The organism is Streptomyces sp. SM18, assembly GCF_002910775.2.
GTDB lineage: Bacteria > Actinomycetota > Actinomycetes > Streptomycetales > Streptomycetaceae > Streptomyces > Streptomyces halstedii.
In genome coordinates this window covers 1,907,739-1,920,510 of record NZ_CP029342.1, presented here as the reverse complement: position 1 = coordinate 1,920,510, position 12,772 = coordinate 1,907,739, and the positions used below count along the sequence as shown (strand labels likewise).

Sequence of the window (12,772 nt, the reverse complement as noted above, 5' to 3'; positions counted from 1 at the left end):
CGCCCCGCCCCTCTCGCCCTCCCACCTCGGACTGCCCGATGACTCTGCCCGACCCCGCCGCGAACCCGGCCGCCGACCACACCTTCCAGGTGGACCTGCGCGGCCTCGTCGACCTCCTCTCCCACCACCTCTACTCCAGCCCGCGCGTCTACCTGCGCGAACTCCTGCAGAACGCCGTGGACGCGCTGACCGCCCGGCACGGCCTCGACCCGGCCGCCCCCGCCGACGCCTTCGGTATCCGCCTGTACGCCGACGCCTCGGTGGTACGCGTCGAGGACGACGGCGTCGGCCTCACCGAGGCCGACGTCCACGCCTTCCTCGCCACGATCGGCCGCAGCAGCAAGCGCGCCGAACGGATCGCTGAGCAACGCGCCGACTTCATCGGCCAGTTCGGGATCGGCCTGCTCTCCTGCTTCCTCGTCGCCGACGAGATCCACGTCGTGAGCCGCTCCGCCCGCACCCCCGACGCGCCCACCGTGGAATGGCGGGGACGCGGCGACGGCAGCTACACCGTCCGCACCCTGCCCGCCGCCGCCCGCCCCGCGCCCGGCACCACCGTCACCCTGACCCCGCGCGCCGACGCAGGCGAATGGACCCGGCCGGAGCGGGTGCACGCACTGGCCCGGCACTTCGGCTCCCTGCTGCGCCACCCGGTGACCTTCGACGACGGCACCGGCGGTCCGGGAGCGTCCGTCAACCCCGAGCCCGCCCCCTGGGCCCGGACGTACCCCACGCCGGGGACGCGTTCCCGCGCACTGGCCGCGTACGGCGAGGACGTCTTCGGGTTCACCCCGCTGGACACCATCGACCTCGACCTGCCGGCCGTCGGGCTGAAGGGCATCGCCTGCGTCCTGCCCGAGGCGGTCCCGGCCGGACGCCGCCACGGCCACCGGGTGCACGTCAAGGGCATGCTGCTCTCCGAGCAGGCCGAGGAGATCCTGCCCGAATGGGCGTTCTTCGTCCGCTGCGTCATCGACGCCGAGAGCCTGCGCCCCACGGCGTCCCGCGAGTCCCTCTACGAGGACGACACCCTCGCCGCCGTCCGCGACGCCCTCGCCGAGCGGCTGCGCGCCTGGATCAGCCGGGCCGCCGCCAGCGACCCGGACCTGCTCACCCGCTTCCTCCAGGCCCACCACCTGGCCGTGAAGTCGCTCGCCGTGCACGACGACGAGATCCTGCGGATGCTGCTGCCCTGGCTGCCGTTCGAGACCACCGACGGGCACACCACCCTCGACGCGTTCGCCCGCGCCCACCGCACCGTGCTCGTGACGTCGAGCGTGGAGGAGTTCCGGCAGGTCGCCGCGATCGCCTCGGCCGCCGGACTCGGCGTCGTCAACGGCGGCTACACCTACGACCGCGAACTGGTCCACCGGCTGCCCGAGATCAGGCCCGAGGCCACCGTCGCCGACCTCGACCCGGCGACCCTCACCGCCCACCTCGACCCCGTGGACCGGGACACGGAACTGGCGGCCGCCGCCTATGTCGCCCAGGCCCGCGACGCCCTCGCCGTCTTCGACTGCGACGTCGCGCTCCGCGCCTTCCAGCCCGCCTCCGCCCCCGCCCTCCTCGTCGACAGCCGCGAGGCCCGGCACGAGCGCACCCGCTCCCAGATCGCCCGTGAGCAGGAGGGCGGTCTGTGGGGCGACATCCTGGGCGCCCTGAGCCAGGAGGCCCCGCGGGCGCAGCTGATCCTCAACCAGCTCAACCCGCTGGTCCGCACCGCGGTCGCCATCGACGAACCCGAACTCGCCCGGACCAGCGCCGAAGCCCTCTACGGGCAGGCCGCGCTGCTCTCCCGGCGCCCCCTCAGACCCTCCGAGTCGAGCCTCATCAACCGCTCCTTCCTCGACCTCCTCGCCCACGCCCTCCGCAAGGACAGCTGACGATGCCGACCGCACCCCAGACCACCGACGAGCTGTACCAGGCGCTCCAGGACAACGACGGGCGCCCCTACGGCCGCACCCGCACCGTCACCGCCGAGGAACTCGTCGAAGCCGCCGAGCGGTTCGACGAACCCGTCCCGCTCGCCCACGCCCTCCTCGAACTCCAGGAGGCGTACACCTACGGCTCCGAACCCCGTAAATCGCCCGTCGTCTTCGCCCGCCTGCTCACCCTCTTCGACGAGCAGCCCGACGTCTTCGACGCACGCCTGCGCCACCAGCTGTTCTGGCGGTTCAAGTGGGTGGCCAACGCCCTGCGGGCGCTGCCCGAGATACCGCTGGCCAGCCTGCGCCAGTGGCTCACGGAGATGCGCGACCGCTACGAGAAGGCCGGACTGGACCTCCAGCCCTACTACGGGCAGGCGTACCAGCTCGCCGCCCACCGGGGCGAGGACACCACCCTGGCCTACGAGTTGTGGGCCGCCCGCACCCGCACCCCGCTCAGCGACTGCGAGGCCTGCGAGACCTGCGAGCGCGCCCTCCACCACCTCGCGGCGGGCGACGACGAGCGGGCGCTGCGCGCCTGGGAACCCGTCCTGGCCGGCAAGGAGTCCTGCCAGGAGGAACCGGCCCGCTCCATCTCCCACGCACTGCTGCCCCTGCTGCGCACCGGCCGCGCCGACGAGGCCCGCGCACTGCACCTCTCCGGCTACCGGGCCTGCCGCCGCAACCCCTCGATGGCCGGGGAGGTCGGCCGCCACCTGGAGTTCTGCGCGCTGACCGGCAACGAGGCGCGCGGCCTGGAACTCCTCGCCGAGAACCGCAACCTCTTCGACGAGGTGGACTCGCCGCTGGACCTGCTCGACTTCCTCACCGGCGTGGAGGTCTTCCTCCGCCGCGTCGAACTCCTCGGCCACGGCTCACTGCCCGCCGCCGGATACGCGGGCCGCACCTGGACGGTGGCCGGTCTGTGCGCCGAGGTGCGCGACCGGGCCGACGACCTCGCCGCCCGCTTCGACGCCCGTAACGGAACCGCCACCCACACCGACCGCCGCCGCGCCCGCCTCGACCGCGCCCCGCTCCTGGACGCGCTGGAACTGACCCTGCGCACCCGCGGCCTCGACGAGATGGCCCCGGCCGCCCCGGCGCCCGAGCCCGCCGCCGGTACGGCCCCCGCCGTCCCCGAGTCGCTGCCCGCGCTCGTGGTCCGGGCGCGGGAGCTGGACGAGCAGGGGCACCCGGACGCCCAGGCCTGCTGGGCGCGGCTGCGTACGCTCGTCGCCGCCCGCGACTACACCCACCCCGACGACCCGGCCGTGGGCCCGCTCCTCCGCCTGCGCGCGGACCTGCTGGACGACGAGGCGACCCTGGCCGGCGAGAAGGACGCGCACGCCGACTCCGCCGGTCTGCACGAGGAGGCGGCGGGCCTGTACGAGGACGCCGGGGCCCCGGGGCACGCCGCGCTCGCCCGCGCCTGCGCCCTGCTCGCCACCGCCGAGATCCCCGCCGAAGGCGCCGACGACGGGGCCGAGGCGAAGACCGCCGCGCTGACCGCCGCCCACGCCACCATGGTCCGTCTGCACGAGGAGACATCCGGCCTCGCCCCGTACCAGGAGGCCCGGCTGCTGCGGCTCCGCGCGACCGCGCTCGGCCTGCGCCTCCAGACGTCCGGCAGCCAGGAACACATCGCGCCGGTGTTCGCCGAGGCGGACCTGCTCCAGGAGTTCGCCACCCGGCACGGCGTCCTCGTCCAGATCTCCGGCGCCGGGCTGCTGCGGGCCAACACGCACGCCCTCTCCGGTGACCTGCCCGCCGCGCTCACCGAGGTCGACGCCCTCCTCGCCCGGCTGAGGACGGACGGCCCCGCCTGGCACCTGCCCCGCACGCTCGGGCTGCGCGGCAGCGTCCAGCTCGGCCTCCGGGACGCGCGGGCGGCGTACGACGACCTGGCCGAGGCACTGCGACGGGCCGCCGACTGGCCGGCCGACCTGGTGGACACCGCCCGTCTCCACGGCGCTCTGGCCGAGGCCTGCATGCACCTGGGCCGCCCCGAGGAGGCCCTGCGCCACCTGACGCGCGCGGCGGAGGCGGACCTGCGCAACGGCAGCCGGACCGACGCGTACTGCGCGTACAGCAGCGCCGCCCAGCTCAGCCTGGACCTGGGCCGTGTCGAGGACTGCATCGCCCTGCTCGACTCCCTCCTGGCCGAGCCGGACGTCGCCGCCGGAGAGCTGGACGACCGGCTCGTGGCCCAACTGCGCCTGACCCGGGCCCGCGCACTGCACGCGGGGGAGGACCTCAAGGCCGCCGCGGTGGAGTTCGTCGCCCTCGCCGCCGAGTCGGCCGGCTGGGACGACGACCCGGCCAGCCACGCCATGATCGCCGCGGAGACGGCCGTACTCCTCGGTGAGACCGGTGACTTCGGCCGGGCCCGGCAGGCCGCGGACCAGGCGCTCGCCGCCCACGCACGGTCCCCGCGCTACGAGCAGCTCAGCGGTTGCCTGCGCGAACTCGCCCGCCTCCAGTCCGAGCGGCAGGGCGCCGACGGTCTGGCCGACGCCCTCGCCTACCTCGCCGACGCCGGCCGGATCGCCGACGAGGCCCGCACCGCCGGGTACGAGGCCCGGGGCCGCTCCCTGGACAGCGCCCTGGCCTACGAACACGGACGGGTCAACGCCTACGCCGGCGCCCACGAGGACTCCCTGGCCGCCCTGGAGAAGGCCCTCGCGCTGCTCGGCGAGCCGGGGGAGGAGAAGGACCGCGCCGGAGAGTGGGCCGAGTGCGTCCGGCTCGCGGGCGCGGTGGAGGGCGTCTACCTGGAGCGCACCGCTGCCGCCCTCAGCCGCCTGGACGCGGCGGTCTCCCGTCTGACCGCCCTGGGCCACACCGAGGAGAGCGAGCCGCTGGTAGCGCTGGCGGCCCGGCTGCGCGACGAGGAGTGACAGGGGCGCGCGGGGTGGTCCGGGCGGCCACTCCGCGCGCTGGTCCCGGGCGGCCACCCCGCGTCCCGCTCGGGCGGTGACCGTACGGCGGGCCTCAACCCGCCCCGTCCTGGCGTCGCCACGGATGGGGGTGCTCCCGCTCCAGATGGGCCAGGACCGCCTCCTGGGTCGGGTCCACCACCTCCCAGGAGTGTCCGGCGGGATGGCCGGCGAACAGGCCGCACGCGTCGCCCCCGCCGGTGGTCGCGGGGCACCAGGGAAGCCCCGCGAGGCATCTGCCGTCCCCGTCCCAACACGCCCACACCGCACCGTCGTTCGCGTCGTCATCCCACAACGCGCCCGCGTGGACGCCCCCGTGCCCCTCCCCGAGTTCGCACAGGACGTACCCGGCCTCCATGGGGCGGTCAGGGGTGGCCAGCCGGGCGACATGGTCCGGGGGCGGGAGGAACAGTAAGCCGGTGCACTGGTTCACGGGTGCGGCTTTCGTCGGTGGGGCGGGACAGGGTGCCCGGTCGGGCAGACGGCGCGCGGGACCGGGCGTGACGGGCAGGGCGGGCATGACACCTTCCGGTGAATCTCCGCTCACGGAGCGTCACCGGCGCAGCTCGGGTGGAGGCCGGTCACAGCACGGCTCCCCGGCTCCGGGCGTTCGCGCGGGCGGTCTCGGCGCGCAGGCGTTCCCCGGCACCGGCGAGGCGGACGTGCGCGGGGTCCACCTCCCATTCGGGCCCGCCGCGTATGGGCCGCAGCGACCAGTACGGCCCGGCCACCCCTCGGAACTCACCCACCAGGTCACCCCTGGTGGTGTCCACCACGAGGGTGCCGCGCTCGGGGACACGCGGGGGTTCCGGCTCCTTGGACGGGGCGATGCTGTCGGCCACGACCGTTCCTCTCCGTAGTGACGCGACTACCGGGGCGGTCAGCGTGGCCTAGAGTCGAGGACCGTTCAACGTGTCAGTTGAGGACGGACAGTTGGTGGTCATCCGGTGAACCGTAAGGACTTGAACCCCGACAGCAGCCCGCAGGCGGCCTTCGGCGCACGTCTGCGCGTGGCACGCGAAGAGTTGGGCTGGACGCAGGAGGGGCTGGGGGAACAGGTGGGCTATTCCGGCACCCACCTCTCCTCCGTCGAAACCGGGCGCAAGCTTCCGACCTTGCGTCTCGTGCGGGGCCTCGATCGCGTGTTCGGTACGGGGGGTATGGCCGACACCTTCGAGCGGGCCTGGCGCGAGATCCGGCACGGCAGCCTGCTGGAGGGATTCCCCGAGTTCGTCGGGTACGAGGGCCGGGCGGCCGAGATCCGGCTGTACGAGGTGGGCGTCGTGCCCGGCCTGCTCCAGACCCCGGAGTACGCCTCCGTACTCGCGGACAGCGCGGTGAAGCGGGGCGCGATCACGGCCGACCAGGCGAGGGAACGGGTGGCGCTCGTCGCGGAACGACAGACCGCGCTCGTCAGGTCCAGCCCGCCGCTGGTCTTCGCGCTGCTGGACGAGAGCTGTATCCGGCGGCCCATTGGCGGACCGGGGGTCATGGACGTGCAGTTGGAGCGACTGGAGGAGTTCGCCGGGCTGTCGAACACCGTGTTCCAGGTGGTGCCGTTCGAAATGGGGGAGCGGCGTCCGTTCGACCTGCCGCTTTACATACTGACGATGCCGGACCGGTCCCTGATGTCATATGCCGAGTCCGCCCAACAAGGCCATCTCGAACGGGAAAGCACTTCCGTTGTCCCCCTGTTGACGGCCTACCATCAGTTACAGGCCGAGGCGCCCTCCCAGGCGTCGTCCGTGGCCATGATCCGCCAGCTGCGAAAGGGCACCCCGTGACGACCGAATCCCCCCGTTGGTTCACGTCCTCGTACAGCAACAACGGTGGCGCCTGCGTGGAGGTCGCCACCAACCTGGCCGCTTCGCGCGGTGTGGTCCCCGTCCGCGACTCCAAGGATCCGCGCGGCCCGGTGCTCGGTGTGGCCTCCGGTGCGTTCGCGTCGTTCGTGGCGGGCGTCCGGGCGGGGGCGTTCGGCACCGTCTGAGCGGGGCGGCCACGACCTGTCAGTCCTGTCAGTCCTGTCAGCGACGAAAGGGCATCCTGTGACGACCGAATCTCCCCGTTGGTTCACTTCCTCGTACAGCGACAACGGTGGCGCCTGTGTCGAGGTCGCCGTCAACCTGGCCGCCTCGCGCGGTGTGGTCCCCGTCCGTGACTCCAAGCGTCCGGGCGGCCCGGTGCTGGATGTGGGCGCCGGGGCTTTCGCCGCGTTCATGGCGGGCGTCCGGGGCGAGGCGCTTTCCACCGTCTGACGCGTCGGCCTCCGTACGGCCCCCGCCCGCCCCGCCATGCGCCGCGTGACGGGGCGCGGCGGGGCGAGGCCCCCGCTCAGCCGCACTCCGCCTCCGCCGCCCGCGGGCCCGTGTACGCGGTGTCGTGCGGGAGCCGCGCCTCGACGGTGAAGCCGCCTTCCGCGCCGGGACCCGACTCCAGCGAGCCGCCCACGGCCGCGAGCCGTTCGGCCAGCCCCTTCAGCCCCGTACCGCCCACCGTGGCGCCGGAGTCCACGGGGCCCGCGCCGTCGTCCGTGACGGTCAGGTGCACCTGGTCGGGTGTCGAGCCGACCGTGAACACGCAGCGGGTCGCGCCGCTGTGGCGTACGGCGTTGGTCACCGCCTCCCTGGCCACCCAGCCCAACAGCGTCTCCGTCCCCGGCTCCAGCGGCGGGCCCGAGCGGCGGATCACCGGTTCGATCCCGGCGGCGGTCAAGACCGAGCGGGCCCGCTCCAGCTCCGTGGACAGGCTCCCCTCCCGGTAGCCCGTCACCGCCTCCCGGATCTCGGTCAGCGCCTGACGCCCCACCGACTCGATGTCCTCGACCTGTTCGAGCGCGGCGTCCAGGTCGTGGGGAGCGAGCCGGCGCGCGGCCTCCGACTTCACGACGATCACCGACAGCGTGTGCCCCAGCAGGTCGTGCAGGTCGCGGGAGAAGCGCAGCCGCTCCTGCTCCACCGCGCTCCGGGCCAACTCCTGCCGCGTGGCGCGCAGTTCCATCACCGTCTCGGACAGGGTGAGGATCGCCGCCGTCACCGCGCCGGAGATGAAGGTCCCGTAGCCGATCGTCCACGACTCGGAAGGGTGGTCGCCCCGCCACGCGGCCACGGCGCTCGCGCACAGAGCCAGGGTGATCAGCCCGGCCCCGAGCCACCGGCCGCGCAGGATCGTGCCGCAGGCCAGGGAGAGCAGCGGGAAGAACAGCAGCCAGTTCCCCCCGTAGCCGATCGCGAGGGAGAAGGTGATGGCGCCCATGGCGACCAGCAGCCGGTACGAGGTGGGGCTGTCCCTCTTGTGGCGATCGAAGCCCCGGAACACCACCGACACATAAAGGGAGTTGAAGGCGAGAAGCCCCAGGGCGCCGATCCAGGGGTTCGGGGTCTCGCCCTGCCAGAGGTTGGAGAAGGCGCCCAGCCCCAGCAGCAGCCACGGCAGCAGGGTGTACGGCCCGGGAGGGCCCGGCCGCCGCAGCCGTCTGCCACGGCGGGGGCCCTTCGGGGGGCGGGTGAGGTGCGCTGCGAGGGACATGGGCACTCCGATCACACGGTCCGTGCGGACCGACGGTACGAGGCCACCGCGTAGGCGCCGAACACCACCAGCCATACGCCCAGCATCACCACCGGACCGGCCGTCGGGAGCTCCGCGGCCACGGTTGACCGGCCGAGCTCCGCGAAGCCGTACGCCGGGGTGAACTCACCGATCGAGCCCAGCCAGCCGGGGAACGCCTCCAGCGGGAACCACAGTCCGCCGACGACCGCGAAACCCATCAGACAGGCCATGTTGACGACCCCCGTGCTCTGCGGGGTGAGCCGGTATCCGTTGCCGATGCCGAGCAGACAGAAGGGCAGCGCGCCGATCCACAGCAGCAGCACCAGGACCACCCACTGCCACACGGCCAGCCGCACGTCGTTCACCAGCGCCCCCGCCAGCAGCACCGCCACCACGGTCGGCAGCACCGTCACCACACAGCTGACCGCACGCCCCAGCACCGCCCGGCCGGGCCCCAGCGGGATGACCCGCAACTGCCGTAGCCAGCCGAGGGACTTGTCCGAGGCGATGCCCGTACCGATGGACATGGCCGAGACGAGCGCCCCGTACGCCGCCATACCGACCATCGACGCGGCCTTCCACTCGTCGTAGTCACCGGCCCCGCCCAGGTTGGTGAAGAGCAGATACATCAGCACCGGCATTCCCGTCCCGAGGACCAGGAACGCGGTGTCCCGCAGGGTGCGCCGGATCTCCAGCACGACGTACGCGAACATCAGACGGTCTCCTTCGGGTGGCCGGCCCGCCCGTCGGGCGAGGGCGAGGTTGAGGGCGATGGCGAGGTCAGGGAGAGGAAGGCGTCCTCCAGCGTCACCCTGCCGACCTCGATGCCGCGTACGGCGCCGAGCCGGGCCAGCTCCACCACGGTCGCGTCCGGATCCTCCGTCCGCAGCAGGGCCCGGCCCCCGCGTACCTCGACCGCGAGGACGCCCGGCAGCAGCTCCAGCCCCTGCGCCCCGTCGTCCGGGAGATCGACGGAGACCTGGCCCCCGGCCGCCGCGCTCCTCTCGGCCGCCGCGTCCCTGATGGCCTCTCCGCTGCCGTCCGCCACGATCCGGCCCCGGTCCAGGACGACGATGCGGTCCGCGTTCTCGTCCGCCTCCTCCAGGTAATGGGTGGAGAACAGCACCGTGTTACCGCGTCGCGTGTACGACCGCATCGACTCCCAGAACGCGCGGCGCGCCTCCACGTCCAGGGCGGCCGTCGGCTCGTCCAGCACGATCAGCTCGGGGTCACCCGCCAGGGCCACGGCGAACCGGACCCGCTGGGTCTGGCCGCCGGAGAGCTTGTCGACACGGCGGTCCGCGTACGCCGCCACCCCGGCCAGCGCGAGCGCCTCGGCCACCGGCAGCGGGCGCGGATAGGTGGACGCGACGAAGCCGACCAGCTCCCGCACCGTCACCCGGGGGATCGGGCGCCCTTCCTGGAGCATCGCCCCGACCAGCCCGGCACGTACCGCCGCCTCCGGGTCGCGGCCGAGCAGCCGGACGGTGCCGGAGTCCGGGGTGTCCAGGCCGAGCAGCAGCCCGATGGTGGTGGACTTGCCCGCGCCGTTGCGCCCCAGCAGGGCGACCGTCTCGCCGCGCTCCACGGTGAGGTCGATACCGTCCACGGCCCGGACGGTGCCGCCCGGCGTACCGAACGTCTTGACCGCCGCCGTGAAGACCACCGCGGGGCCGGGCGGTGTGCTGTCCGCCGCCGGACTTCCCGCTGCCTGTGGTCCTGTTCCCGGTGGCCTTGCTCCCGGTGTGCTCGTTGCCTGGCCCGCCGCTTTCTGGATTCCCGCTGCCCGTTTCCCCGTTGTCCGCGTCATGCCGATGACGTTACGGAGCGTGCGGGCCGGGCGGCAGGGGCACATGTACGCGGTCACCCGTGACAGATGTCCTGGGTGCCCGCCGGGGGTTGGGGGCGTGGGGGCCGGCCGGCCCCCGGTACGCCGAGGGCCGCCCCGGTCGTGCGACCGGGACGGCCCTGGACACCGTGTCGGCGCGGCTCAGGCCGCCGCGCTGCCACCCCCCTCGGACTGCCGCCGGTGGCGGCCGTTCGGCTGTGCGGCGGCGTTCTCCGCCGACGCGCCCCCTCGGTGCTTTCCGGAGCCGCCGGCTGCGGCCCGCTCCGCGTCCGCCTCCGGCGGGCGCGTCCGGGTCGTGTCGGTTCGGGCTTCAGACATGTGGGAAGTCACTCCGTTGCGATCGCTGGTGTGTGGGTCGCAGCCCCGCCACCGTCCCCCGACGCGGTCACCGTCGGCACCCGCACGGAACGGCTGCGCAGCGCGGACCCGAGTTTATCCAGGCACCGCACGACGGATCAGGGGCGCCTCGCCGAGCGGAACGGGCCTGCACGGACCAGGAGTCGGCTCCGCCCCGGACGGTTCCGTTCCGTTCGTGGCGGGTTGGTGGGGTTCGTCCGCCGCTGCTTCCAGCAGGGCCACGCCACAGGGCGCGCCGTCCTGCGCGTACGGCAGGTGCAGCACGGCGTCACGGGACCAGAAGCCGGAGCCGGTCTGCCATCCGGCGGGCGCCGCGTACGGGACCAGCCTGCGTCCGGACGGCCGCCAGACCCCCACCCAGCCACCGGCCGGACCGTCGATCCGCAGGGCCACCGCACAGCTCTCCGGCATCAGCATCTGACCGGGCTGCACGGCGAACGGGGTCAGCGTCAGGTCCGGGAGGCGCAGGCACTCCGGGAAGCGCACCGGCAGGCAACTGCCGAGCACGCCCCAGCCGAGCCGGTCCTCACCGGGCGCGTCCGAGCGGATCAGCAGCAGCCCGCTGTCCGGATCGGCCAGCAGCAGCCGGTCGTCGCTCTCCGGGGCGATCTGGAGCAGCGGGGTCACCTCGCCGCCCCGCTCCAGGTCCACCGCGACGGCCTTCACCGGTGAGCCGGGCCCCCACCGCCGGTCCAGCGCCAGCAGCCGCCCCTCCCGGTCCAGCCAGACACCGCCCGAACACCGGCCCGGTACCTCCGCGACCCGCTCCGGGCCGAAGGCCCCGCCCGCCACCAGCCAGACAGCGGTGGAACGGTCCCCGGGCACCAGGGCGTAGGCGCTGAGCCCGTCCGGGGACGGGGGGAGCAAGGTCAGCTCGCCGCAGGCGAGATCGCCGAGCGGAAGCTCGCCCGTGCCGGGGCCGGTGGGGTAGAGCAGCGAGAACGCGTGCCGGTCCGCCACCCGACGCCGGATCAGCACACGCCCGTCGGAGAGCGGTAGCACATCCGACGCGGCCTCCTCCGGCTGGTCCAGGGGGAGGGGGACGGCGTAGGGCTCGGGGCCGTCGAGCGTCCACCGCTCCGCGTACCAGGCGGGGTCCACGGCCTCCCGGCCCCCGGGTGCGGTGGTGAGGCGGGCCGCGTAGGCGTGGTCGGCCGCCAGGACGAGGGCGGGCGGCACCCGGCGTACGTCCGGCCTGGGGCGTGCGCCCGGCGTGGTGAGGAGCGGCGCGGCACGGTGGCCCGCGGCGGGCGCCGGCGCGCCGGTGAGGCGCGGGCTCTCCGCGCCGGGGCGGGCGGCGGCGGGCGGGACGGTGCTCGGGGCGGCGGGCCGTGGCGGGGCGGGGTGGGCCGGATGGGGGCGGGGGGTGTCGGCGGGCGGGGCCGCCGGGTGCGGTGCCGTACGCGGCCCGGCCGGGGCGAGGGTGGCCGAACCGGGCGGGAGGGGCACGAGGGATTGGCTGTCGCCGCCGAGCCGGGCGGACACGGCGGCGACCCCGTCCGCGTCGGTGCCGTGCGCCGTGGCGGCCCCGCCGAAGGTCGCGGCCCCGCCGGACCCGGGCCCCACGGTCACCCGGAAGTAGCCCGGGGTGTCGTCCGGACGGTGCGGCTCGGGACGGCCGGTGGCGGTCCTGGGACGGTCGGACGGCTCGGCCCGGCCGTGCCCCTCGGCGGCGCGGGGGTGCGGCACGGGCGCCTCGGCGCGCGCCTGGGGGACGGACGCGGGCCGCTCCGGCCGGTGGTGCGGCTCGGGGTGGTGGTGCGGTGCGGGCGCGTGGGGACGTGGCGCCTGGGGCGCCCGTGCGGGGCCCGGGGGGTGTACGGCGCCCGTGGACATGTCGGTGCCGGTGCCGGATTCCCCGCCCCTGCGGGGGGCGGCGGCCACCCGGGTCCATCCGCCGCCGGTACGGGGGGCGGCCCCGGGCGCGCGGGCGGTCGCGCCCGCGCCGGGGCTCACCACGGCGCCCACGGCAGCGCCCACGCCGGGGCTCACCACGGCGCTCGTGCCGGGTTCGCCGCGCGCCGCCTCGGCGCCCGGCGTACCGGCGGTGCCGGGTTCCTCGGGCTCGGCGGGTTCCTCGGGTTCCGTCGGCCCGGACGCGGCTTCCAGCGCCGTGGCGGCCTTCGCGGCCCCGGCGGTCTCCTTCTCGACGGCAC

General features: G+C 74.8%; 12 protein-coding genes. 5 read left to right on the top strand and 7 right to left on the bottom strand.

Annotation, left to right across the window (positions count from 1 at the left end):
• Positions 1 to 38 precede the first annotated feature (38 nt).
• Together B9S64_RS08525 and B9S64_RS08520 are read left to right on the top strand one after the other, a co-directional pair.
• The gene (locus B9S64_RS08525) at positions 39 to 1,883 is read left to right on the top strand and encodes an HSP90 family protein (RefSeq protein ID WP_103489343.1); all 1,845 of its coding nucleotides are present in this window, start codon (positions 39 to 41) and stop codon (positions 1,881 to 1,883) included.
• Positions 1,884 to 1,885: 2 nt separating this feature from the next.
• A complete protein-coding gene (locus B9S64_RS08520) occupies positions 1,886 to 4,822 on the top strand; it encodes a hypothetical protein (protein WP_103489344.1) in 2,937 nt (978 codons plus the stop codon).
• A 94-nt stretch (positions 4,823 to 4,916) separates the two neighbouring features.
• Here B9S64_RS08520 and B9S64_RS08515 read toward each other — a convergent pair whose 3' ends face one another.
• Together B9S64_RS08515 and B9S64_RS08510 are read right to left on the bottom strand one after the other, a co-directional pair.
• The gene (locus B9S64_RS08515; RefSeq protein ID WP_103489345.1) at positions 4,917 to 5,294 is read right to left on the bottom strand and encodes a hypothetical protein; all 378 of its coding nucleotides are present in this window, start codon (positions 5,292 to 5,294) and stop codon (positions 4,917 to 4,919) included.
• A 148-nt stretch (positions 5,295 to 5,442) separates the two neighbouring features.
• Positions 5,443 to 5,703, bottom strand: coding sequence for a hypothetical protein (locus tag B9S64_RS08510; protein WP_164345503.1), 261 nt, complete (start codon positions 5,701 to 5,703; stop codon positions 5,443 to 5,445).
• A 105-nt stretch (positions 5,704 to 5,808) separates the two neighbouring features.
• On the opposite strand from B9S64_RS08510, the gene B9S64_RS08505 reads away from it, so the two are divergent.
• Genes B9S64_RS08505 through B9S64_RS08495 form a run of 3 tightly spaced genes read left to right on the top strand, consistent with a single transcriptional unit; the run spans position 5,809 to position 7,119 of the window.
• Positions 5,809 to 6,645, top strand: coding sequence for a helix-turn-helix transcriptional regulator (locus tag B9S64_RS08505; RefSeq protein WP_103489347.1), 837 nt, complete (start codon positions 5,809 to 5,811; stop codon positions 6,643 to 6,645).
• A complete protein-coding gene (locus B9S64_RS08500; RefSeq protein WP_103489348.1) occupies positions 6,642 to 6,851 on the top strand; it encodes a DUF397 domain-containing protein in 210 nt (69 codons plus the stop codon). Before B9S64_RS08505 ends, B9S64_RS08500 begins: the two co-directional genes overlap by 4 nt.
• A 58-nt stretch (positions 6,852 to 6,909) precedes the next feature.
• Positions 6,910 to 7,119 carry a DUF397 domain-containing protein gene (locus B9S64_RS08495; RefSeq protein ID WP_103489349.1) on the top strand — a complete coding sequence of 70 codons (210 nt, stop codon included), beginning with the start codon at positions 6,910 to 6,912 and terminating at the stop codon, positions 7,117 to 7,119.
• Positions 7,120 to 7,195: 76 nt separating this feature from the next.
• On the opposite strand, the gene B9S64_RS08490 is transcribed toward B9S64_RS08495, so the two are convergent.
• The 5 genes from B9S64_RS08490 to B9S64_RS34915 all read right to left on the bottom strand — a co-directional run bounded on the left by B9S64_RS08490 (position 7,196) and on the right by B9S64_RS34915 (position 12,101).
• Entirely contained in the window at positions 7,196 to 8,389 is a 1,194-nt protein-coding gene (locus B9S64_RS08490) for a sensor histidine kinase (protein WP_103489350.1), read from the bottom strand.
• An 11-nt stretch (positions 8,390 to 8,400) separates the two neighbouring features.
• Positions 8,401 to 9,123 (bottom strand): ABC transporter permease, encoded by a 723-nt coding sequence (locus B9S64_RS08485; RefSeq protein ID WP_103489351.1) that lies wholly within the window; start codon positions 9,121 to 9,123, stop codon positions 8,401 to 8,403.
• Positions 9,123 to 10,076: an ABC transporter ATP-binding protein gene (locus tag B9S64_RS08480; protein ID WP_103489352.1), complete on the bottom strand. Its 954-nt coding sequence runs from the start codon at positions 10,074 to 10,076 to the stop codon at positions 9,123 to 9,125. The genes B9S64_RS08485 and B9S64_RS08480 overlap by 1 nt, the downstream gene beginning before the upstream one ends.
• 324 nt (positions 10,077 to 10,400) lie before the next feature.
• Positions 10,401 to 10,577 (bottom strand): hypothetical protein, encoded by a 177-nt coding sequence (locus tag B9S64_RS34365; protein ID WP_181012153.1) that lies wholly within the window; start codon positions 10,575 to 10,577, stop codon positions 10,401 to 10,403.
• A 114-nt stretch (positions 10,578 to 10,691) separates the two neighbouring features.
• Positions 10,692 to 12,101, bottom strand: coding sequence for a hypothetical protein (locus B9S64_RS34915; RefSeq protein ID WP_375153041.1), 1,410 nt, complete (start codon positions 12,099 to 12,101; stop codon positions 10,692 to 10,694).
• Positions 12,102 to 12,772: the final 671 nt, after the last annotated feature.